General features: G+C 75.2%; 12 protein-coding genes. 7 read left to right on the top strand and 5 right to left on the bottom strand.

Annotated elements, in window-relative coordinates; genetic code table 11:
• Window positions 1-252: 252 nt before the first annotated feature.
• Both AC07BF_RS29310 and AC07BF_RS29315 read right to left on the bottom strand, forming a co-directional pair.
• Window positions 253-819, bottom strand: a complete 567-nt coding sequence (locus AC07BF_RS29310; protein ID WP_478334128.1) for a hypothetical protein — start codon at window positions 817-819, stop codon at window positions 253-255.
• A 369-nt stretch (window positions 820-1,188) separates the two neighbouring features.
• The gene (locus tag AC07BF_RS29315) at window positions 1,189-1,683 is read right to left on the bottom strand and encodes an FBP domain-containing protein (RefSeq protein WP_363633416.1); all 495 of its coding nucleotides are present in this window, start codon (window positions 1,681-1,683) and stop codon (window positions 1,189-1,191) included.
• A 71-nt stretch (window positions 1,684-1,754) separates the two neighbouring features.
• Here AC07BF_RS29315 and AC07BF_RS29320 point away from each other — a divergent pair, with 71 nt between their 5' ends.
• The 4 genes from AC07BF_RS29320 to AC07BF_RS29335 all read left to right on the top strand — a co-directional run bounded on the left by AC07BF_RS29320 (window position 1,755) and on the right by AC07BF_RS29335 (window position 4,048).
• Window positions 1,755-2,324, top strand: coding sequence for a TetR/AcrR family transcriptional regulator (locus tag AC07BF_RS29320; protein WP_063351909.1), 570 nt, complete (start codon window positions 1,755-1,757; stop codon window positions 2,322-2,324).
• A 230-nt stretch (window positions 2,325-2,554) separates the two neighbouring features.
• Entirely contained in the window at window positions 2,555-2,683 is a 129-nt protein-coding gene (locus tag AC07BF_RS29325; RefSeq protein WP_363586656.1) for a hypothetical protein, read from the top strand.
• A gap of 2 nt (window positions 2,684-2,685) precedes the next feature.
• Entirely contained in the window at window positions 2,686-3,126 is a 441-nt protein-coding gene (locus tag AC07BF_RS29330) for a nuclear transport factor 2 family protein (protein WP_363586655.1), read from the top strand.
• 268 nt (window positions 3,127-3,394) lie between these two features.
• Window positions 3,395-4,048: a GAP family protein gene (locus tag AC07BF_RS29335; protein ID WP_478334129.1), complete on the top strand. Its 654-nt coding sequence runs from the start codon at window positions 3,395-3,397 to the stop codon at window positions 4,046-4,048.
• Between the two features lie 107 nt (window positions 4,049-4,155).
• Here the strand turns inward: AC07BF_RS29335 and AC07BF_RS29340 are convergent, their stop codons facing one another.
• The 3 genes from AC07BF_RS29340 to AC07BF_RS29350 form a co-directional block, all read right to left on the bottom strand.
• Entirely contained in the window at window positions 4,156-5,136 is a 981-nt protein-coding gene (locus tag AC07BF_RS29340; protein ID WP_363586653.1) for an aldo/keto reductase, read from the bottom strand.
• A gap of 394 nt (window positions 5,137-5,530) precedes the next feature.
• Window positions 5,531-6,403, bottom strand: coding sequence for a universal stress protein (locus AC07BF_RS29345; protein WP_478334130.1), 873 nt, complete (start codon window positions 6,401-6,403; stop codon window positions 5,531-5,533).
• A gap of 272 nt (window positions 6,404-6,675) precedes the next feature.
• Window positions 6,676-7,332: a maltokinase N-terminal cap-like domain-containing protein gene (locus AC07BF_RS29350; RefSeq protein ID WP_478334131.1), complete on the bottom strand. Its 657-nt coding sequence runs from the start codon at window positions 7,330-7,332 to the stop codon at window positions 6,676-6,678.
• A gap of 385 nt (window positions 7,333-7,717) precedes the next feature.
• Between AC07BF_RS29350 and AC07BF_RS29355 the strand changes: the two genes are divergently transcribed.
• From AC07BF_RS29355 to AC07BF_RS29365, 3 genes are all read left to right on the top strand, one after another.
• On the top strand, window positions 7,718-8,989 hold the full coding sequence (locus tag AC07BF_RS29355) for an MFS transporter (RefSeq protein ID WP_478334132.1): 1,272 nt from the start codon (window positions 7,718-7,720) through the stop codon (window positions 8,987-8,989).
• Between the two features lie 179 nt (window positions 8,990-9,168).
• Complete coding sequence (locus AC07BF_RS29360) at window positions 9,169-22,584, top strand: MupA/Atu3671 family FMN-dependent luciferase-like monooxygenase (RefSeq protein ID WP_478334133.1); 13,416 nt, start codon at window positions 9,169-9,171, stop codon at window positions 22,582-22,584.
• A complete protein-coding gene (locus AC07BF_RS29365) occupies window positions 22,581-24,053 on the top strand; it encodes a condensation domain-containing protein (protein WP_478319248.1) in 1,473 nt (490 codons plus the stop codon). Before AC07BF_RS29360 ends, AC07BF_RS29365 begins: the two co-directional genes overlap by 4 nt.
• Window positions 24,054-24,066 lie beyond the last annotated feature (13 nt).

Genomic DNA, 24,066 nt, shown 5'->3' on the forward strand with positions numbered 1-24,066 from the left:
TTTGTTTTCTCTGTTGTGTTGGGGGGGGGGGACCCGCGCGGGGGGGTGGGTGGCCCCCCCGCGGGGGGGGGGGGGGGGGGGGCCCGCCCCCCCCCCCCCCCCCCCCCCGGCCCAGGGGTGGGGCAGCGTGAGCCTGCGGATCCTGACCTGACCGGCTCTGCCGTCGCGCCCCTTCCGGGGGGAACGCCTCACGACATTCAACCGGCCGAGGTCGCGCCGGCACCAACCTGGTGGACGTATGTGGTCACAGTGTCAGGAGGCCTCCTCGACGGTGTCGGAGAGGCGGTGGGCGGTGGAGGTGTCGACGCCGAGGGCGGCGAGCAGGTCGAGGACGACGGTGAGGGGTGGGGCTCCGGCCAGGCGAGCGGCTGCAAGGTGGGTGGGGAGGCGGTCGGCGGCGATCAGGGCTGTCCACTGGGTGGCGGAGAGGGCGAGGTAGCGCAGGCCGGGGAGATCGGCCAGCAACGCCAAGTCCGCGGTGGGGCAACGGGACAGGTCGAGGGAACGCAGTCCGGGGAGGGTGCGCAGCGGGGCGAGGTCGACGGGTGACGGGACGTCATTGAGGTGGATCGCCTGGACGCCCGGCGTGAGCCGTTCGTCCAGGGCTGAGGCCACCAGCTGGCGCGAGTCGTCCCCGGACTGCTGCGGGGCGTGCGGATCGGGCTGGCCCAGGATCTGGCCGAGCCAGGCGGTGACGGAGGAGGCGACGTAGCGCGGGCCGCCGTTGTCCGGAAGAAGGAGCCCGGACGGCTCGGCACCACGTACCCGCCGCCGGACAGGCCGACGCTCCCTCGGCTCCCGTGCCCGCGCAGCACGCACTTCGTCCAGCCCTCCGGCGCCTGTGCGACGACCTCCGCCGTGATCTGCCGCGCCGCCTGTTCCACCGTCAGGTCCACACCCACCCTTTTCGTCCCACTGTTCGGACGATCATGTCAGCAGGGTGTGACAGAGCGACCGGCAGTCGGCGCCGACGAGCCGCTTGCCGTCTCCGATCTCGTCAACGCCAACCCGGCCGACCTTCTCGGTCACGGCGCGGGCGTTTTGCGTCGGACGTCTGGGCGAACCCGTACCCGGGATCCACCGCGGCCACCGGCTGACGTGCGGGTTCCGACTCCTCGGCGCTCAGCATTCCGGGAACCCGCGCGTTCTGCCGCGAACCGGGGCGATGCCCGCCATGGGTCACGCGGGTCACACGGGTGACGCGGTGACCTTGGCGACGAAGGCGGCGACGTTGGCCACCGTGCGCCGGATCTTCTCCTCGACGGTGAGCGACTCGTGCAGCCGGGTACCGGTCTCCCGCTTGCCGCGCACGTAGAGCGAGCAGGCGAGGTCGCTGCACATGTAGGCGCCGACGGAGTTGCCCTGCTTGCCGGCCTTCCCGGCCAGGGGTGCGACCAGCAGCGAGACGCCCCCGGTGTGGGTGGTCACGCAGAGCGAACAGATGCTGCGGCGGGCCTGCCAGGAGGCGGCACCGGAGGAGCGCAGCGCGACCGCCACCGCGCGGCCGTCCGACTCGGCCGCGAGGTAGGCGCGATCGGGCGCCTGCGGGTCGCGCCACCCGAGGAAGTCCAGGTCGTCCCAGGGCTGTTCGGCCAGGTCGCGGGGGATGTGCAGTCGCTTCGCCTCGCCCTTGGTGCAGTTCACGAAGGCGGCACGGATCTCTTGGTCGGTCAACGGCTTCATAGGAGCCAACGTAAATTACCTAGGACTATTAGGCAAATGTATAATGGCCTCAGTCGATCGGAGGGAAGGCCATGGCGCGCGTAGGACTGAACGCGGAACGACTCACCCGGGCGGGAGCGGAACTGGCCGACGAGGTCGGCTTCGACAAGGTCACGGTCTCGGCGCTGGCACGACACTTCGGCGTCAAGGACGCGAGCCTGTACTCCCACGTCAAGAACTCCCAGGACCTCAAGACCAGGATCGCCCTGCTCGCACTCGAGGAACTCGCCGACCGGGTCGCCGCCGCCCTGGCCGGACGCGCCGGCAAGGACGCCCTGGCCGCCTTCGCCAACGCCTACCGCGACTACGCCCGCGAACACCCCGGTCGCTACGCCGCCGCGCAGCTCGAACTCGACCCCGAGACCGCGCGCGCCAGCGCCGGCGTCCGGCACTCGCAGATGACGCGCGCGATCCTGCGCGGCTACGACCTCGCGGAACCCGACGAGACCGACGCCGTCCGGCTGCTCGGCAGCACCTTCCACGGTTACGTGGCCCTGGAACGGGCCGGGAGCTTCCAGCACACCCCGCGCGGCACGGAGGACACCTGGGCGCGCATCCTCGACGCCCTCGACGCACTGCTGCGCAACTGGCCGGCGGCCTGACCGCCCGCTCGCAGGCCGCCTGCGCCCCGGGGCGGCCGGTAGGAGGCCATCACCGCGAGGCGGGTGAGCCGGAGTCCGCCCCGGGCCCGGCGGCAGGTGGCCGGCGGTCGGCGCCGGTGTCGGCGTCGGCGTCGGCGGCGCGGCCACACCGGCCCTCTGACGGGGTGACCCCAACCACCCCGAAGAACTCAATGGCGGGCGTCCGCTCCCGGGCCCCTCACCATGGAGCCATGACCGGATCACCGCACACCACACTCGTTCTCGGCGGTACCGGCCGCACCACCGGTTGCATGCCGACCGCGTTCCGGGAGTTCGCGCAGCGCAACGCCCACGCCTGGACCGCAAAGGCGGGTGCGTGACCATGACCATCGGGAACCTCGAGGACTTCGCGGCGCTGGACCCGTTCTTCCGGATCATCCAGGAAGGCCTCGCCGGTCTGGTCGACGGCGGCCACTTCTTCGACCTCCTGGCCGAGGACGTCGTCGTCGAGTACGTGGTCTCCGTCCCCGGCTACCCGCGCCGAGTCCAGGGCCGCCAGGCGGTCGCCGACCTGTACCGGGGCTACGGCGACGCGATGGTCCTGACCGGCGCGGACGAACTGGCCGTCCACCGGGACCCCGACACGTCCGTGGTCGTCCTGGAGTACGCCGTGCACGGGCACGCCGTCCACACCGGGCTCCGCTACGACAACCACTTCGTCTCAGTGATCACCGTCAAGGACCGCCGGGTGACGCACTGGCGCGACTACCTCGACCCCGTCGCCGTCTTCCGCGCCCTCGGATGGCCGTCCGATCGCCACTGACGGAGCGAGCCGCGGTCGCGCACGGGTGACACTGCCACGGCCGTGTCCCGGGCCGACCCGGCCGCCCGGGCCCGAGGCCGGCACCCGTCCCGAGTCCTGGCCTGTCGCGACGGGCACGGAGCGGCCGCGCGGTAGACATGGAGACCATGGAGCGCGCGCGAGACGACGTCTCGGACCCGGACCGGGCCATGCCGAGGCCCGGTCGCCCCCGGGCCTGGGCTGGACTCTGGTACCCGGGCCGTGTGCGGCGGCGGGAGGAAGGTGGTCCGTGAACGTCGTGTTGAGCGAGGTGACGCCGCTCGCCCTGGCCATCGCGCTGTCGCCGCTGCCGATCGTTCCGGCGCTCTTCCTGCTGTTCACTCCCCGGCCCAGGGCGACGGGCGGAGCCTTCCTGGCCGGGTGGGCGGCCGGGATCCTCGTGGTGGCGTCGGTGTCCACGGCCCTCGCGGCCGTCATCGAGACCCGCGAGGAGACGCCCACCTGGGCGTCCTGGACGAAGGCCGGCCTCGGCGTGGTCCTCCTCCTGCTCGCCGGGCGGCAGTGGCGCTCCGGCTCCAAGACGGGGACCCCGGCCTGGATGCGGAGCCTCACGGATGCCACGCCGGCCAAGGCCCTGCGGCTGGGCCTTCTGCTGTCGGCAGCCAACCCGAAGAACATCCTGCTGTCCGCGGCGGCGGGGCTGACCATCGGCTCCGCCGAACTGGGTCCGTCCCGTGGCGTCACCGCCGTGGCGGTGTTCACCGCGATCGCCGTTTCCACCGTCGGGCTTCCCCTGCTGCTCCACATCGCGGCGGGGGAGCGGGTCCTCACTCCGCCGGGCAGGGCCAGGACGTGGTTGGAGACCCACAACAGCGCCGTCACCGCCCTGGTCCTGGCCGTGATCGGCGTGCTCCTCGTCGTCGAGGGTGTCACCGGACTGTGACCGGTACGAGGACCGCCTCCGCCGCGGCTGCCTCTCGGACCGTACGGCCCGGCCCTCCCGGCCGTCGCACGATGCGGCAGGAGGGCTGAGGCCGTGAGCGCGCGAGGCTAGAAGAACGTGGGCCGGCGCGGGACGTAGGGCTCTTCGAGGGAGTCGGTCTCCTCGGCGGTGAGCGTCAGGTCGAGCGCGGCGACGGCGTCGGCGAGGTGGTGCGGCTTGGTCGCGCCCACGATCGGGGCGGAGACCACCGGGTTCTTCAACACCCAGGCCATCGCGACCTGTGCCATCGACACACCGCGGGCCAGGGCGATGCGCTGGACAGCCTCGACGACGGCCCGGTCGCTGTCCAGGAAGATCGGCCGGTCCTGCTGGTCGACTGTCCGGTTGAGCTCCGCACGTGGCGTGGAGCGTTCGCCCCAGGGCCGGGTGACCAGCCCCCCGCCCAGGGGGCTCCACGGAATGCTTCCCACGCCCTGGTCGGCGAGCAGGCCGAACATCTCGCGCTCCTCCTCGCGGTGGATCAGGCTGTACTGGTCCTGCATGGAGACGAACCGGGTCCACCCGCGGGCCTGCGCGGCATGCTGCATCTTGGCGAACTGCCAGGCCCACATCGACGAGGCACCGATGTAGCGGGCCTTGCCCGCCTTGACCACATCGTGCAGCGCCTCCATCGTCTCCTCGACCGGCGTCTGCGGGTCGAAGCGGTGGATCTGGTAGACGTCGACGTAGTCGGTGTCCAGGCGCCGCAGCGAAGCGTCGATCTGTTCCATGACGGCCTTGCGGGACAGCCCCGACCCGCCCGGTCCCTGGTGCATCGGCGCCCACAGCTTGGTGGCCACGACGATGTCCTCACGCCGGGTGTACTTGCGCAGCGCCCGCCCGACGACCTCCTCCGAGGTGCCCAGACCGTAGATGTTCGCGGTGTCCCAGAACGTGATGCCGAGTTCGACGGCCTGGCGGAAGACCGGCTCGGCCGCGTCGTCGTCGAGCGCCCAGGTCGTCCTCCTGGCCGGGTCGCCGAAGCTCATACAGCCCAGGGCGATCCGGCTGATCCTGAGCCCCGACGTTCCCAAACGCGTGTACTCCATGGCGTACTCCTCTTCCTCGGTGACGTGGACGTGTGTACCTGCTCCGAAAGGCCGCCGCGCTCACTCCCCCCCCCACCGTGAACTCACCCTCGGCTACGAGGCCCTGGAACTCGCCGCGACACCGGACTGACCCTCATGGCCTACGGCGCCGAACCCGCCATACCCGCGTGCGACGCCCTGAACCTGCTGGCCGGCTGGGCCGCGACGATGGATCGGGACCATGATCTCCGGCTCGGAAGCTCATCCCTCCCCCACCCCGCGGCCCGGCACCTCCGCCTGACCTCGCGCTCTCATCGCGCGTCCTCCCCGGCGACTGGTCAAGGGCGATCGTCGGCATTCATGGGGTCTGCTCTGTCGTGGGAGGGCCGGAGCGGCCGGCGGCCCTCGCGAGCGGTCAGGTGTCCGGGACGACGGCGACCGGGCAGCGGACGTGGTGGATCGCGGCGTGCGCCACCGGGCCGAGGTGGGCGCCGAGAGGCATCCGCCGGACGTGGCGGCCGAGGACGACCAGCCGGGCCGTCTCCGACGCTTCCACCAGGACGATGGCGGCGTTGCCCCGGACGAGCTCGGACGTCACGGTCACCTGGGGGTAGCGGGCCAGCCAGAGGGCCAGGGCGTCGGCGAACCGCTTCCGCTCGGAGGCGGACAGCTCCTTCTCCAGCCCTCCGATGGCGTCGAACGCCATGTACTCGCTGCCGGCCGGCGGCGCCCAGACGTGGACGATCCGCAGGGGTGCCGAGCGGTGGGCGGCCGCCTCGAAGGCGAACGCGAGGACGTCGTCCGGCGGATGCGCGAGGTCGATGCCCGCCAGGACGGGGTCGGTGGCGGCGCCCCGCTCGCCCTCACCGGCCCGGACCAGCACCACCGGGCAGGTGGCCCGGCGCAGCACCTCCTGGCTCACCGAGCCGACCAGGAAGCCGCGCACGGGCCCCAGCCCCCGGGAGCCGAGCACGAGCACGCTGGAGGTCCGGCCGGCGGTCTCCAGCGCCTTGGCCGGGTCGTCGGGGACCTGGCGGGAGGAGACCTGGAGGCCGGCGTGCGTGGCGCGCAGCTCCGCCTCGCGGGCGGCCAGGGCGTCCCGGCTGCGGTTGTACACCTCGTTGGTGCCGACCGAGTCCCGCTTGGGCCAGGGCCAGGCCTGGAGGAGTTCGAGGGCGAGCCCGCGGCGCAGCGCCTCCCGGGCGGCCCACGCGGTGGCGGCGAGGCTCTCCGGCGAACCGTCGAAGCCCGCGACGACGGGACCGTTCACGGCGACGGGACCGTTCACGGCGACCTCCCAGGGGTCGGGTCCGGGCCGGCCAGGCCCGCAGCGAGTCGAGGGCGGCGGCGACCGTTTCGACCGCCTGCCGGAAGGGGCGGTCGAGCCGGACGCCGCGACCGTGGTCCATGCCGCGTCCCGCAGGTCGTACGTGGCCCGGGCACCCCGGCCAGTATCGGCGGGAGCCGCTGCCGGCGCCTCCCGGCGCAGGGCCGCGCCCCGGGCGGTCCGGCCCCGGCTCGGCGGATCGGCCTGGGGAACGTGGGTGGTCAGAGCACCGGTCAGACGCGCGGGGCGGTGTGCAGGACGGCGAACAGGCCCCGTGCGCGCGTGCCGTCGGGCAGCTGCCAGAGGCCGCCGAGGTGGCCGGCCGTCTCCGGGGCCGGGAGGGCCGCGTCGTCCGCGGCGGGGTGCAGCACCCGGTGCAGGCGCAGGGTCGCGCCCCGGGGTGCCGACAGCTCGGTGCCCTCCTGGTCGTCGGCGGCGGCGGTGGGGCTCAGGGGGGTGTCGCCGCGGTAGGAGCGGGTGACCTCCAGGTCGGGGGTGTCGCTGATGTTCTGGTCCTGGGCTTGGACCCGGCCCTCGATCAGGGCCGACAACTGGGCGACCAGCACCGGGTCGTGGCAGCCGTCGTAGGCCCAGCGGCGCCCCAGCTCGCCGTGCTCCATGGTGCCGACGAGCGCGTGCTCCGCCCCGTCGAGCGGGGCGCCGCGGTAGGTGAGCGGGACGAAGTAGGTGGCGGGGGCGGGGCCCGAGGTGTCGGTGACCACCATGAACTCGATCCCGACCTCGCCCTGGGGGTCGTCCAGCCGGAAGCCGCCGGCCTTGGCCAGGTCCGGGGCGCCCGCGCCGCCGCGGTACCAGGGGCGGGAGGGGAGCCAGGAGGCGAGCAGCTCCAGCTTGCTCGGCTGGAGGGTGGTCTGGTGGATGACGGACATGCCGGGGGTCTCCTCCGTTGTGCGAATGCGATGGTCATACCCTCCCACCCGTGCGGGGCTGACGGGCGGGCAGGTTTCGCTGCGACGTTCGTTGCCGTTCCGGCCCGGTCCTGGCCCTGCTCCTGCTCCTGCTCCTGGCCCAACTCGCCTCCCCGTCCTCCGTCGTCCACCGGCGGGCCTCCCGCCCGGCACCCGCGCGGCCGTCGGGCGGTAGGGCGTACCGGCACCAACTCGCCAGTCTGGCTGGAAAGATGGTTCCGGGTCGGCCGAACTTGCGATCTTTCGGACAAGCAGGCGATCAAGGTCTTGATCTGCTGAGGGGTCACCCTTAGATTGCAGTGCAATGTCACACTGAACCGACCGACACGGCGTGCCTGGGGGACCGGTGCCGGACACTGCACAGCAAGTACCGCACCAGAGCGCCGACAAGCTGCCCCGGGTGTTCTACCGGCTGGCACTGGGCGACGCCCTGTCCACGTACGGGAGCCAGCTCGACCTGGTGGCGCTCAGCCTGTTCGCCTACGAGGCGGCCGGGAACGCGCTCGGCACGGCCGGGTACCTGATCATCCGACTGGCCGGCGGCCTCGTCGGCGGCCTGGTCTCCGGGCGCCTGGTGGCCCGGACCGACCGGCGGCGGCTGATGACGGGCTGCGCGCTGGCCCAGGCGCTGGCCCTGGTCGTGGTGGCCCTCGCGCCCGTCCCGGCACGCATCCCGGTGCTCTACTCGCTCGCGCTGGTCTTCGGCGGCGCGGCCGCGGTGTGCGCCGTCGCGCTGCGGACCAGCATCCCGGAGATGGTCGGCTCCGAACGCAGGGCCCGTGCCAACAGCCTGATGGCCAGCTGCCGTTCGGCCGCCATGGTGCTCGGCTTCGCCTCCGCCGGCGTGGTGGTGGCCTGGGCCGGGTTCCGCGCGGCGCTGCTCATCGACGCGTCCAGCTTCCTGGTGTTCGCTGCGGTGGTGCTCCGGCTGCCGCTGCGCACCCGGGCCGAGCCCGCCGAGCAGCCCGCCGCAGAACCGGCTGATCCCGCCGGTCCCGCAGCGGGGGCGAAGCGGCGCGGGAGCCGGTGGCAGGCGCTGATCGTCCTGCGGGCCGCCCCGGTGGTCGGCGCGATGGCGGCGATCCGGCTGCTGGACGCCTTCGGCTCGGCCGCGCACAACATCAGCCTGCCGGTCTTCGCCAACCAGCACTCTCCCGGCAACCCGGCCGCGCTGCTGGGCATGTTCTGGGCCACCTGGGCGGTCGGCAACCTCGGCGCCCAGCAACTGGTCTCCCGGCTCCTGCTGCGCCGGGGCATCGAACCGGGCGAGCGCGCCTTCGCCCTGGGCACCTGTCTGATGTCCGGCTGTTTCATCCTGGTCTTCACCGGACTGCCGACCCCGCTGTTCCTGCTGGCGGCGATCGGCGCCGGGCTCGGCGACGGCTTCACCGAGATCTCGTACACCACCCGGATCCAGGCCCTCGCCGACGAACGGCGCGGCCAGGCCTTCGGGCTGCTGACCTCCGCCGAGAACGTCGGCATGGGCACCGGGATGCTGCTGAGCGGATCGCTGCTGGCGCTGCTCAGCCCGCTGACCGTGGTCGGTGTCTCGCACGCCGTCCCGATCGTGCTGGCGCTCGGCTTCCTGGTCGTGGTCGCCCGGTCCCGCAAACGCTGAACCCTCCACCCCGCCGCAGTCAACCCACCGCACCCCACCGCACCCCACCACAAGCACCGCGCCACCGGATCCGCCGGCGCCACCGCGCCGCAGGCACCAGCCCGATCCGCTCACCCTCCGTACCCCGGGGCGGTCCGTACCCGCGCGCCCCGGCACCGATCCGAAAGGTGCCGTACCTGATGAGCTCCACCGGTCCCGACCGCGCCCGGCTGCGTGCCCTGGAGGCCCGGCTGCTGCTGCGTCCCGAGGTCGCCGACTGCGCGCTGCTGCCGGTCGAGCGCGCCGACGGCCGCCGCGGGCTGCTGGCCTACCTGGTGCCCGCCGCCGACACCGACACCGCCGCGCTGCGCCGCCGGGCCGCCGCTGCCCTGCTGGACGCCGACCCGAGCGCCGAGGTGCACCTCCTGGACGGCATCGTCCGCACCCCGCAGGGCGAGCCCGACCGCGCCGCACTGGCGGCCGCCGCCGCCCGGCCACCCGCCGAGCCCGGACCCGCCCTGCGCCACCTGCGCGAACTCACCGCGCACTGGCGGCCGTTCGGCGACACCGGGACGACGACGGGCCCCGCCCCGGACGGCCCGACGACCGCCCCCGAGGGCGCCGGGACCGAGGCGGTCGGCGCCCCGCTGCCCGACCCGGCGCCGGACGCGCCCCGGACGCTGCCCGAGGCGCTGCTGCGCGCCGCCGAGCGGCACCCCGGGCGCGGCCTGCACCTGGTCCGGGCCGACGGCGGGGCGACCCGGCTGACCTATCGCCGACTGCTGGAGCAGGCCCGGGAGACCCTCGCCCTGCTCACCTCCGCCGGACTGCGGGCGGGCGACCGGGTGATCCTCCAAGTCCCCGACCCGGAACGCTACTTCCCCACCCTGTGGGCCTGCCTGCTGGGCGGGGTGCAGCCGGTCACGGTGGCTCGCCCGCCGGCCTACGACGAGCGCAACCCCGTACTGGAGAAGCTCTGGCACGCCTGGCAGACCCTGGAGGAGCCGCCGGTACTCGCCTGCGGCCCGGCCGTGGCGGGCCTGGCACGGCTCGGGGAGCTCTACCCGGCGCCCGGGCTGCGGGTCATCGCGGTCGACCACCGGCCCGCCGATACCGGTGCCGCCACCGTCACCGGCGCCGCGCTCGACACCATCGGCGTGCCAGGCGCCGAGCACGCCCCGGACCCCGGCGACGTCGCGATCCTCCAGCTGTCCTCCGGCAGCACCGGCCGGTCCAAGGCGGTGCAGATCACCCACCGCGGCATCCTGGAGTACGTGGCCGGAGCCACCTCCCAGGGCAGCTCGCCCGAGGACGTCACCGTCAACTGGCTACCGCTGGACCACGTCGCCGGGCTGCTGATGTTCCACCTGCGGGACGTGGCGCTGGCCGCCGACCAGGTGCAGGTGCCCACCGAACTGGTGCTCGCCGACCCGCTGGTCTGGCTGGACACGCTGGAGCGCTACCGGGGCGCGCACTCCTGGTCGCCCAACTTCGGCTTCCGGCTGGTCGCCGAGGCGGTCCGGGCCGCCGACCCCGGCCGGCACTGGGACCTCTCCGCGCTCAAGTCGCTGATCAACGCCGGGGAGCAGTGCACCGAGGCGGTGCTGGACGAATTCCTCGCCGCCACCGGTCCGTTCGGCGTTCGCGCGGACCACGTCCTGCTCGGCTGGGGCATGGCCGAGACCTGCACCGTGATCACCTACAAGCGCTACCACGAGGACGGCGCCCGCCGCCTGGTGCGCACCGACTCGCTGACCGGCCGGCTGGAGCCCGCCGACCCGGCCTCGCGCGAGCGCGGCACCGGCTTCCTCAGCATGGGGCGTCCCGCGCCCGGCACCCGGATGCGGGTGGCGGGCGAGGACGGCCGGGCCCTGCCCGAGCACTGGGTCGGCCGGCTCCAGGTCAACTCCGGCCGGGTGACCCCCGGTTACCTGAACAACCCGGCCGCCGACCGGGAGTCCTTCGTCGGCGACGGCTGGTTCGACACCGGAGACCTGGCCTTCCTGGCCGACGGGGAGGTGGTGCTCACCGGCCGTCGCAAGGAGATCATCATCGTCAACGGGGTGCACTACTTCTGCCACGAGCTGGAGGACGTGGTCGCCTCGGTGGCGGGAGTGCGCTCCGGGCACGTCGCCGCCTTCGGGGTCCCGGACGACCGCACCGGCACCGAGCAGCTGGTGGTCGCCTACGTGCCGAACGACCAGGACGCCCCCGCACCGCCCGTGGCCGCCGAGGTCCGGCGGCTGCTGGCCGCCCGCCGACAGCCCGCCCCCGCCCTGGTGCTGCCGGTGCCGCCGGCGGAGTTCCCGCGCACCACCAGCGGCAAGATCCAGCGCACCGCGCTGCGCCGACGGCTGCTCGACGGCGAACTCGACGAGCACATCGTGGCCCTGGACCTGGCGGAGGCCAACTCCCGGACCCTGCCGGACTGCGTGCGCCGACTCGCCTGGGAACCCCGCCCGGTGCCGCAGGCCCCGGCGGCCGGAACGGTCCCGGGCGACGGGGCTCCGGCGGGGCCGACCCTGCTGCTCGGCCCCGCCGGCCCCGGCACCCTCGCCGAGGCGCTGCGCGCCGCCCTGCCACAGGCCGTGGTGGTGGACCGGCCGCCGACCACCGACCCGGGGGAGTGGCTGCGGGCGCTCGGCGAGGAGCGTCCCGCGCGGGTGGTGCACCTGTGGGGCGCGGGGCCCGAGGGCGCGCCGCGGCCCTCGGACGCCGCTGCGCGGGACGAAGCGCTGCTCGCCCTGCTGCGGGCCCTGGCCGGCCGGCCGCCGATCGGCGAGCTGGTCACCGTCAGCGCCGGGTTGCATGCCGTGCTGCCCGGTGAACTCCCCGACCCGAGTGCGGAGTTGACGGCGGCGCTGATCGCCGGAGCCCGGGCCGAGCAACTGGTGCCGGCCGCCCGGCACATCGACCTGCCGGCGGGCGCACCGGCCGCCGAGCAGGCCGCCGCGCTGCTCGCCCTGCTGGCCGAGGCCCGGCCGGAGCCGGAGTGCGCCTGGCGCGAGGGCCGCCCGTGGGTGCCCCGGCTGGGACCGGCCGGGACCGTGACCGGGACCGCCACCGACCCCGACGCCGGGATCGTGAGCGGGCCCGACGCCGGGAGCGCCACCGAGGGCTGCTCACTGCTCACCCCCGGCGCCCGCTACCTGGTCACCGGCGGCCTCGGCGGGATCGCCGCCGAGCTGCTGCCCGGCCTGCTCCGCGACCACGGCTCCCGGCTGCTCGTGATCGGCCGCACCGACCTGGACGCGCCGACCGCCGAGGCGGCCGAGCGCCGCGCCGCGCTGCACCGGCTGTCCTCCTACGGCGGCCGGGTCGACTACCGCCGCGCCGACGTGACGGACCCCGAGCAGCTGGCGGCGGTGGTCGCCGAGGCCGAACGGGACTGGCAGGCGCCGCTGGACGGCGTGCTCCACCTCGCCGGCAGCTACCGGCTCGCGCTGCTCGCCGACACCGGCCCCGACGGCTGGCGCGAGGCGGTGCGCGCCAAGACGACCGGCACGGACCACCTCGTCGAGCTGGTCCGGAAGCGGCCCGGCGCCCAGTTCGTCGGCTTCTCCTCGATGGTCGGCTTTCAGGAGGCCGTCGGCTCCACGGCGTACGCCGCCGCCAACCGCTACCTGGAGAGCGCCGTGGAACGGCTGCACCGGGAGACCGGGGCCCCGGCCTGGACGGTCTCCTGGGGCCTGTGGAGCGGGGTCGGCATGAACCGCGCCACCGACCACGAGCAGGCCGCCGCCGACCGGGGCATCGCCGTGCTGAGTGCCGCGCACGGCCGCCGACTGGCCTCGCTGCTGCTGGCCGCCGCCCCGGGCCGCTGGTACGCCGGGCCCGACCCGAGCGCTCCGGCCGCGCGCCGCCGCCTGCTGGCCACCGCACCGCGACCGGTCCGCGAAGCGCCCGCCGCGCGGCCGACCGACGAGCGGGCCCCGCAGCGGGCCACCGAGCCGCCCGCAGCCGTACCGTCCGCCGCCACCGGGCCCGCCGGCCCCGTCCACCCCGCCACCCCTGCCGCCGCCGAGTTGCGCCGGGCCGTCCTGGACGCCTTCGAGGCCGTCCTCGACACCCCGCTCGACCCGGGCCGCCCGCTCGCCGAACTCGGCATCGGATCACTCCAGTTGATGCGGGTGCACGGCGCGCTCGGCGCCGTCCTGCCGACGCCCCCGGCGCCCACCGAGCTGTTCCGGCACCCCACCGTGGACGCCCTGATCGCGCACCTGACCGAAGCGCCCACCGCGTCCACCGCCGCCACGACCGCCACCGCCGCGCCCGCCGCCCGGGACGGCGGCCCGGACGGCGGCGACCGCCGGGTGGCCATCGTCGGCCTGGCCCTGCGCTTCCCCGGCGCCGACACCCCCGAGCAGTACTGGCGCAACATCGTCGACGGCGTCCGCAGCACCACCCGCTTCACCGAGGACGAACTGGCGGCGGCCGGTCTGCGCCCGGCGGAGTACCGCCACCCCGACTTCGTCCCGGTGACCGGCGCGCTGCCCGACACCGACCGCTTCGACGCCGAGGCCTTCGGCATCAGCGGCACCGAGGCGGCGCTGATGGACCCCCAGCAGCGCCTGCTGCTGGAGATCTGCCGCCAGGCCCTGGAGAACGGCGGCTACGACGCCCCCGACCCGCGCCGCCGGGTCGGGGTCTTCGCCGGCACCGGGATGACCCTGTACGCGCTGCGCAACTACTACCAGCACACCCTGGCCGCCACCGCCGACCCGGCCGAGCCGGTGGCCGCGCTCCAGACCGCGATCGGCAACCAGGCCGATTTCGCCGCCACCAGGGTCGCCTACCGGCTGGGCCTGACCGGGCCGGCGATCGGCGTGCAGACGGCCTGCTCGACCTCGCTCGTCGCGGTGCACCTGGCGGTGCAGTCGTTGCTGGCGGGCGACTGCGACCTGGCGCTGGCCGGGGCCGCCGCCCTGCACATCCCGCAGGCCGCCGGATACCGCTACGAGGAGGGGTCGATCCTCTCCCCGGACGGCGCCTGCCGGGCCTTCGACGCGGCGGCCGGCGGCACGGTCGGCGGCAACGGCGTCGCGGCCGTCCTGCTCAAGCGCCTGGACCGGGCGCTGGCGGACGGCGACACCGTGCACGGCGTGATCCTCGGCTCGGCCGTCAACAACGACGGCGGGCTCAAGGTCGGCTACACCGCGCCCAGCGTGGACGGGCAGGCCGCCGTGGTCGGCCGGGCCCTGGACCTGGCCGGGGTGCCGGCCGAGAGCGTCGGCTACATCGAGGCGCACGGCACCGGCACCCCGCTCGGCGACCCGATCGAGTTCCGGGCGCTGTCCCAGGCGTTCCGCGCCCGCACCGAGGCCGCCGACTTCTGCTCGCTCGGCTCGGTGAAGCCCAACATCGGCCACCTGGACACCTGCGCGGGAATGGCGGGGCTGATCAAGGCCCTGCTGGTGCTGCGGCACGGCACGATCCCGCCGCTGGTCAACTTCAGCCGCCCCAACCCCGCGCTGGAGCTCGCCGGAAGCCCGTTCCGGCTCTCCGCCGAGCGCCGGGACTGGCCGGCCGGCCCCACCCCGCGCCGGGCCGGGGTCAGCGCGCTGGGCGTCGGCGGTACCAACGCCCACCTGGTGCTGGAGGAGGCGCCGGCCGCGCCCGGCATCGCCGACCCGCGCCCCGCCCCGACCGTGCTGCCGCTGTCCGCCCGCACCGAGCAGGGCCTGACCGCCCTGGCCGGCCTGCTCCGCGACCGGCTGGCCACCGGGCCCGCCCCCGCCCCCGGCGACCTGCCGCTCACCCTCGGCGGCGGCCGCCGCGCGCTGCGCCACCGCCTCGCCGTCACCGGCGCCGACCCCGACGAGCTGCGCCGGGGCCTGGAGGCCCACCTCGCGGGCCGCACCTCCGGCGTCGCACCCGATGCGGGCCGCACCTCCGGCGCCGTACCTGTGACGGGCCGCACCTCCGGCGGCGTACCCGTCCACCGCGAGGCCCGGCGCGGCGACGTGCAGCCGGTGCTGCTCTTCACCGGCCAGGGCGCCCAGTACCGGGGCATGGCCGCCGAACTCCACCGCGCCTTCCCGGTCTTCCGGGCCGTGCTGGACGAGTGCGACCGGCTGCACCGCGACGCCTGGGGCGAGCCGCTGCTGCCGCTGCTGCTCGACGCCGTGCCCGAGGGCGCCGACGACGCCTGGACCACCGAGGCGGCGCAGCCCGCGCTGTTTGCCCTGCAAGCGGCCTACCTGCGGCTCTGGCAGGAGCTCGGGCTCCGTCCGGCCGCGGTCGCCGGGCACAGCGCCGGCGAGTACGCGGCCTTCCACGCGGCGGGTGCGCTCGACCTCGCCGACGGGATGTTCCTCACCGCGTTGCGCGGGCGGCTGATGCACCGGGCGACCGAGCCCGGCGCCATGACGGCGGTGATGGCCGGCCCGCAGCGGCTCGCCGCACTCGGTGACTGGCTGCCCGGGGTGGAGCTGGCCGTGGTCAACGGCGCCGGCCAGTGCGTGCTGGCCGGCGCGCCGCGCGAGATCGCGGCAGCCGAGGCCGTGCTGGCCGCCGACGGCGTGACCACCGAACGGCTCGCCACCGACCGGGCCTTCCACTCCCGCCTGCTCGACCCGGTGCTCGACCCGTTCCGCGAGCAGCTCGCCCGGCTGCGCCTGCGGCCGTTGACCGTACCGCTGGTGAGCAACCTGGGCGGCGAGGTGCTGGCTCCCGGCACCGTGCCCACGCCCGACTACTTCGTCCGGCAGACCCGGGAGACCGCGCGCTTCGACCTGGTCCTGGCCGCCCTGGACGGGCAGGGCCGCGAGCTCTTCCTTGAGCTCGGCCCGCACCCGACGCTCACCGGCATGGGCCGCCGGGAGCTGCCGCACCGCCACTTCGTGGCCGGCGCCCGGCGCGGCGCACCGCCGGAGCGGCAGTTCGGCGTCGCGGCCGCCGCGTTGTGGTCCCACGGCGTCCCGCTCGACTGGGCACGCTTCGCCGCCGCCCGCGACTGGCCGGACGGCCCGGCCCGCCGCGTTCCCCTGCCGACCACCGTCTTCCAGCGCCGCCGCCACTGGTTCACCGCCCCCGACCGGCCGACCACCGAGGACTCCGCCATGCACCAGGCACCGCCGCCCCGGCAGCCCGTTCCGCCGTCGTCCATACCCGAGGCCGTATCGACGCCCGGCCCGGTGCCCGTCGTATCGGCACCCGCCGCAGTGACGCCCGCAGCGAGCCCCGAGCAACTGGCCGAGGAGGCCGTGCTGCGCCAGGTGCTGGAGCAGACGGCCCGCCAGCTCGGCCACGACGAGGGGTCGGTCGGAGCCGACGAGCCCTTCTTCGACCTCGGCGCCGACTCGCTCTCGATGATCAACATGATCCGGGACCTGGAGCGGACCTTCCGGGTACGGGTCTCGATGCGCGAACTGTTCGAGGCGGCGGACACCCCGGCCCGGCTGGCCGGGCTGATCGCCGGCCGGCTGGAGCCCGCCGTCCGGGACGCGCTGCTACCGGCCGCCGCGCCCGAGCCGGCGGCGGCTCCGGCACCGGTCCCTGCCTCCGTCCCCGCCTCGGCCCCGGAAGCGGCACCGATACCGGCACCGATACCGGCTCCGGCACCCCCGCCCCAGGTGGTCGCGGCAGCCGCCGTCCCCGCTCCGCCCGTCCACCTCGCTCCGCCCGTCCCGTCCGTGCCCGCGTCACCGCCCGCGCTCGCCCCGGTGGCCGACGGCGCCGGTCTGATCGAGCGCCAGCTCGACCTGCTCGGCCAGTTCTCCGACCTGATGCGCGACCAGCTCGGCCTGCTGGCCGGGACCGGGGCGGCGCCGCCCGCGCTCCCCGGGGCTGCCGCCCCCGTCGCCCTGCCGCCGGCCGTCGCCCAGGTCGCTGCCGTCACCCCGGCCGCCGCTGCCTCCGCCGTCACCTCCGCCGCCGCCGCACCCGCGTCGGCCACCCCGCCCGCCCCGCAGGTGCACGGCCCCCGGGTGACCGTCTCCCGGGAGTCCGGCATGGCCTCCGGCGGCCTGACCGACCAGCAGCGCGCCCACGTGGACGAGCTGGTCGCCCGCTTCACCGCCCGGACCGCCGCCTCCAAGGCGGTCACCCGCCGCCACCGGCGCACCCTCGCGGACAGCCGCGCCGTGGTCGGCTTCCGCTCCGCGACCAAGGAGATGCTCTACCCGCTCGCCGCCCGCCGGGCCCGGGGCTCCCGCCTGGAGGACCTCGACGGCAACACGTACGTCGACATCACCATGGGCTTCGGCGTCCTGCTGTTCGGCCACGACCCGGAGTTCGTCTCCGACGCCGTCCGCGAGCACCTGGCCGGCGGACTGCGGCTGGGCCCGCGCGGCCCGGAGACCGGCGAGGCCGCCGAACTGCTGGCGGAGCTGACCGGCACCGAGCGGGTCGCGTTCGCCAACTCCGGCACCGAGGCGAACGCCGGGGCGATCCGGCTGGCCCGCGCGTACACCGGCCGGGACAAGATCGTCATGTTCGAGGGCTCCTACCACGGCCACTTCGACCACACCCTGGGCCGGACCGTGGGCCGCGGCGCCGACCGGGAGACCGTCCCGGTGTCGATCGGCATCCCCGGCAGCGCGGTCGCCGACCTCGTGGTGCTGCGGTACGGCGATCCGGAGAGCCTCCAGGTGATCGAGGAGCTCGGCGACCGGATCGCCGCCGTGCTGGTCGAACCCGTCCAGAGCCGCCACCCGGGGCGCCAGCCGGTCGACTTCGTCCGCGCGCTGCGCGAACTGACCGCCCGCCGCGGCATCGTGCTGGTCTTCGACCAGATGCTCACCGGCTTCCGGCCGCACCTGCGCGGCGCCGAGGGCTTCTGGGGCGTGACCCCGGACGTCTCCACCTACGGCAAGGTGCTCGGCGGCGGCTACCCGATCGGCGCGATCGCCGGGCGCGCCGACATCCTGGACGGGATCGACGGCGGCCACTGGGACTACGGGGACGACAGCTACCCGCCCAGGGACACCACCTTCTTCGGCGGCACCTACATCCAGCACCCGCTGGCGATGACCGCGGCGGGCGCCGTGCTGCGCCACCTCAAGGCGTCCGGCCCCGGCTTGCAGGAGCGGCTGAACGCCCGCACCGACGAGCTGGCCGCGACCCTCAACGGGTTCTTCGAGGAGGAGGAGTTCCCGCTGCGGCTGGCCCACTTCGGCTCGCTGTTCCGGTTCGAGCCGCGGGCCGACATGGAACTGCTCTTCCCGCAGCTGCTGACCCGCGGGGTCTACGTGTGGGAGTGGCGCAACTTCTTCCTCTCCACCGCCCACACCGACGGCGACCTGGAGTTCGTGGTCGACGCGGTCCGCGACTCGCTGCGCGACCTGCGGCGCGGCGGCTTCTTCCCGGCCTCGCCCGGGGTACGGCTCCCGGCCCCGCGCCCGGCGGCCGCACTCCCGGAGCCCGCGGCGGACGACCGTACGAGCACCGGCACCACCGGCACCACCGGCGCCGGCCACACCGAGCCCGCCGGGACGCCCTATCACCCGGTCAGCGACCCGCAGCGCCCGGTCGACTTCAGCCTCTACTTCTTCGGCGACTACCCCCTGGACTCCCCGGAGGACGAGAAGTACCGCATCGTCCTGGAGAGCGCCCGCTTCGCCGACCGGCACGACTTCCACGCCGTCTGGCTGCCGGAGCGCCACTTCCACTCCTTCGGCGGGATCTTCCCCAACCCCTCGGTCCTGGCCGCCGCACTGGCCCGGGAGACCACCCGGATCCGGCTCAACGCGGGCTGCGCGGTCCTGCCGCTGCACCACCCCGTCCGGGTGGCCGAGGAGTGGTCGGTGGTCGACAACCTGTCCGGCGGCCGGGTCGGCCTGGGCTGCGCCAGCGGCTGGCACCCCAACGACTTCCTGTTCTTCCCCGAGAACTACGGCGGCCACAAGGAGCTGATGCACCAGCAGATCGACACCGTCCGGGCGCTGTGGCGCGGCGAGCCCTACCGGGGCCGCAACGGCAAGGGGGAGCCGATCGAGGTGACCCTGCACCCGCGCCCGCTGCAGGAGCAGCCGCCCATGTTCACCGCGATCGTCGGCAACCCGGACAGCTTCCGCGAGGCCGCCCGGCACGACCTGGGCATCATCACCAACCTGATGACCCAGGACGTCGCCCAGCTCGCCGAGAACGTCGCGCTCTACCGGCGCACCCGGGCCGAGCACGGCCTCGACCCGGAGGCAGGCCGGGTGGTCGTGCTCGTCCACACCTACCTGGGCGCCGACCTCGCCACCGCCCGCGAGCAGGCGTACCGCCCGTTCTGCCACTACCTGCGCTCCTCGCTCTCGCTGTTCGGGCAGATGGCCAACAGCCTCGGCCTGACCCTGGACTTCGAGAACACCCCGGAGGAGGACCTGGAGTTCGTGCTGGAGCGCGCCTACGAGCGGTACTGCGCCTCCCGCGCGCTGATCGGCACCCCGGAGAGCGTGCGGTCCGTCCTGGCCGAGCTACGGGCGGCCGGCGCGGACGAGATCGCCTGCTTCGTGGACTTCGGGCTCGCCCCCGACCTGGTGGCCTCCGGCCTGCCGCAGATCGACGCCCTGCGCCGCTCCGCCCAGCGCGGCGCCCCGCTGTCCTACGCGCAGCAGCGGATGTGGTTCCTGCACCGGATGCTGCCCGACACCGGGCAGTACAACGAGGTCAAGGCCATCGAGCTGGACGGCCCGCTCGACCCGGCCGCACTCGACACCGCGCTGCGCGCGCTGGTCGAACGGCACGTCGGGCTGCGCACCGCCTTCCGCGAGCAGGACGGCGAACCGTTCCAGCAGGTGCTCCCGGTGCCCGAGGGCCCGCTGCTGGAGCGGGTCGTGGCCGACGGGCCCGAGCACGAGGCGGTGGCCGCGCTGGTCGCCGCCGAGGGCACCCACCGCTTCGACCTGACCGAGGGCCCGCTGTTCCGGGCCCGGCTGCTGGAGACCGGGCCCGACCGGCAGGTCCTGGTGCTGTCGATGCACCACATCGTGATCGACACCCTGTCCACCGTGGTGATCACCCGGGAACTGGGCGAGCTGTACCGGGCCGCCCGGGAGCAGCGCCCCGCCCGGCTGCCGGTGCTCACCACCACCCCGGCCGCCGAAGCCGCCCGGGAGCGGGCCGCGGTGGCCGCCGGGGCGTACGACGAGAGCCTCGCGTACTGGCGCAAGGTGCTCGGCGGCGACCTGCCGGTGCTGGCCCTGCCGACCGACCGGCCGCGCCCGGCGGTGCCGGACGGCCGGGGCCGCTCCCACGTCCGCCAACTTCCCGCCGAACTCTCCGACGGCCTGCGGGACTTGGCCCGCAGCCGCCGCTCGACCCTGTTCATGGTGCTGCTCACCGCCTTCGCCGGGGTGCTGCAGCGCTACGGCGGCCAGGACGAGGTGGTGCTGGGCACCCCGGTGGCCAACCGGACCGAGGGCACCGAGGACCTGGTCGGATTCTTCGTCAACTCGCTGGCGCTGCGGCTGGACCTGTCCGGGGAGCCGGACTTCGCCGAGGCGCTGGACCGGGTCCGCTCCAGCGCGCTGGACGCCTACGAGCACCAGCAGCTGCCCTTCGAGGTCCTGGTCCAGGAGCTCAACCCGCAGCGGGACACCAGCCGCAACCCGCTCTTCCAGGTCCTCGTCGAGTTCGAGAACCACGCCGTCTTCGAACTCGACCTGCCCGGGGTGACGGCCCGCCCGCTGGACCACGTGGTGGACCGCTCCGCCTTCGACCTGTCGCTCTTCCTCACCAACCTGCCGGACGGCATCCGCTGCCACGTCGAGTACGCCGAGGCCCTGTTCGACCGGGCCACGGTGGACCGGCTGTTCGACGCCTTCCAGCGGCTGCTCACCGCCGCCGTCGCCGACCCGGCCCGCCCGCTCGCCGAACTGACGGCCACCCCGGCCGACCCCGCCCTGGAGTGCGGGCCCGAGGCGCAGCCGGCGCCCGCGCACCCGCTGGCGGCGGTGGCCGCCGTCGCGGCCGCCCGTCCTGACGCCCTCGCGGTGGTCGCCGCCGACGGCACCGGGACCGACTACCGGACGCTGCACGCCCGGGCCGGCGAGCTGGCCGGCCGGCTGCTGGGCGCCGGGGTGCGGGAGGGCAGCCGGGTGGGCGTGCTGCTGCCGCGCTCGGTGGACCAGGTGGCCGCGCTGCTGGCCGTGCTGCGCCTCGGCGCCGTCCACGTGCCGATCGATCCGCTGCAGGGCCCGGAGCGCTGCCGGCTGATCGCCGCGGACAGCGCACCGGCCGTGCTGCTCACCGCCTCGGACACGGACCTGATGGGCCTGTCCCTGCCGACGGTCCTGACGGACTCCGATGCCGAGGCCGATGTCGCCGTCGCCGCCGAACTGCCGCCGCTGCCCGCCCCCTCCGCGCAGGCCCCCGCGTACCTGCTGTACACCTCCGGCTCCACCGGCCGCCCCAAGGGCGTGCTGATGCACACCCTCGGCCTGTCCGCGCTGCTGGCCTGGAACGTCGCCGAGCACCCGGCCGCCCGCACGCTGCAGTACGCCTCCTGCGGGTTCGACGTCAGCGTCCAGGAGGTGCTCACCACGCTGGCCGGCGGCGGCACCCTGCTGCTGATCGAGGAGGAGACCCGCTACGACGTGACGGCGCTGGCCGCCGTGGTCCGCGCGACCCGGGCCGAGCGGCTGCACCTGCCGTACACCCCGCTGGCCGCGCTGGTCGACGCCCTCGGCGGCGAACCGGTGCCCCACCTGCGCGAACTGATCACGGGCGGCGAGCAGTTGCTGCTCACCCCCGGGCTGCGGGCCTTCCTCGCCCGCAACCCCGGCTGCCGGCTGATCAACCACTACGGCCCCACCGAGACCCACGCCGTCACGGCCGGCGAGGTCGCCCCGGACGGACCGGACCACGCGGCGATCGGCCGCCCGGTGCCGGGCACCCGCATCCTGCTGCTGGACGCCGCCGGGCGCCCCGTCCCGCCCGGGGCGGTCGGCGAGATCCACGCGCTCGGCGTCCAGGTCGGGCTCGGCTACCCCGGCCGGGAGCAGGAGAGCGCCGCCGTCTTCACCGACACCCCGGACGGCCGCCGCTACCGCACCGGCGACCTCGGCCGCTGGCGGCCCGACGGCACCCTGGAGTACCTCGGCCGCGCCGACCGCCAGGTCAAGGTGCGCGGCTACCGGATCGAGCCGGGCGAGGTCGAGACCGTGCTGCAGTCCGTCCCGGGCGTGCGCGGCGCGGCCGTGACGGCCCGCCGCACCGAGACGGGCACCACGCTGGCCGGGTACGTGCAGTGCGCCGCCGCCGAACTGCCCCGGGTCCGCGACCACCTGGCCGACCTGCTGCCCGAGCACATGGTGCCGGGGCTCTGGGCCGCGGTGGCGGCGCTGCCCTTCACCGCGCACGGCAAGCTGGACGCCGCCGCCCTGCCGGAGCCGCTGCCGCTGGGTGCGGGCCGGGCCGCCGTCGCCCCGGCCACCGAACTGGAACGCACCGTGCAACGGCTGTGGGAGGAGGAACTCGGCCGCCCCGCAGGCGTGGAGACCTCCTTCTTCGACCTCGGCGGGCACTCGCTGGCCGCCACCCGGCTGCTGAACCGGGTCCGCGAGGCCACCGGGATCCGGACCGGCGTCCTGGACTTCTTCCGCCGCCCGACCATCCGGGCCATGGCCGCCCAGCAGCCGCAGACCGAGGACCGCCAGGCCCCGGCCTACGAGGAGGGCACGCTGTGACGACCCCTATCGACGATGGCTGGCACCGGCTCGTCCGGCTGCTCGACGAGCGCGAGATCGTCCTGCGCACCACCGGCGACCGGCTCGGCTACCTCGCCCCGCCCGGCGCGCTCGACGAGGAGGCCACCGGGCTCGTCCGGGCCCACCGGGAACGGCTGCTGACCACCCTGACCGGCGCCGGCACGGCCCTCGCCGCCGCGCCCGCCGGGGTGGCACAGCGCCGGATGCACCGGGCGCACGACCGGGCGGCGGACCCGGCGGTGTGGAACATCACCCAGCGGATCGCCCTGCGCGGGCCGCTGGAGCCCGAGCGGCTGGCCGCCGCGCTGACGGCGCTGACCGGGCGCCACGAGAGCCTGCGCACCAGCTACCGGGACACCGACCTGGGTCTGCTCCAGCAGGTGCTGCCGAACGCCCCGGTGCGGCTCCCGGTCGCCGACCTGCGCACGCTCACGCCCGGTGCGCGGGACGCGGCGCTCGCCGAGGCCGCCCGGGCCGAGAGCGACCGCCCCTTCGACCTGGCCACGGCCCCGCTGCTGCGCGCCCGGCTGCTGCGGCCCGCCGATGACGCGTGGGTGCTGCTGCTGACACTCCATCACATCGCGGTCGACGGCTGGTCGTTGGCCACTCTGCTGGCCGATCTGGGCACGTTGTACCGCCCGGACGGGCGGCTGCCGGAGGACCCGGGCCGGATGACCGACCACGCCTGCTGGGAGCGGACCGTGGTCACCCGCGCCGCTGTCGCCGAGGCCGCCGACCACTGGGCCAAGACCCTGGACGGCGTCGCGTCGGCGGTGGACCTGCCCACCGCCCGCCCCCGCCCCGCACAGCGCTCCGGGCGGGGCGCCACGGCCGCCTTCCGCCTCCCCTCGGCACTGGCCGAGGCGGTGGGCCGCTACGCCGCCGCCCGCTCCACCACCGCCTCGGCCGTCCTGCTCGCCGCCTACGCGCGGCTGCTGGGCGAGCTGAGCGGCGCGGCGGAGACCCTGGTGGTGCTCTCCCACGCCAACCGCACCCGGCCGGCCGACGAAGGGGTCGTCGGCCTGCTCACCTTCGGCCTCCCGATCCGGCTGCCCACCCGCTCCCCGGGCGGGTTCGGGGCGTCGGTCGACACGGCCGCGACGGCGATCGCCACCGCCCTCGACCACGCCACCGTCCCCTTCGGCCTGCTGGTCGAACCGCTGCGCGAACGCGGCGTCCGGCTGCCGGACGCCTACCCGCAGGTCCTGCTCACCGTGCAGAGCACCCCGCCCGCCGTCCTCGACCTCCCCGGCCTGACCGCCGAGGTCGAGGACGTGCCGGGCCCCTCGGCCCGCTCCGACCTCCTGCTGCTCCTCACCCCGGACGCGGACGGCTACGAGGGCCTGGCCGAGTACGACGCCGACCTGTTCGACCCGGACACCGTGCGCTCCTGGCTCGACACCCTGGTGAACGACCTGGCCCGGCACCTGACGGACCGGCCGGGCTGACCGGGCGGACTGG

The sequence above is a fragment of the Kitasatospora sp. NPDC043950 genome (assembly GCF_056435345.1).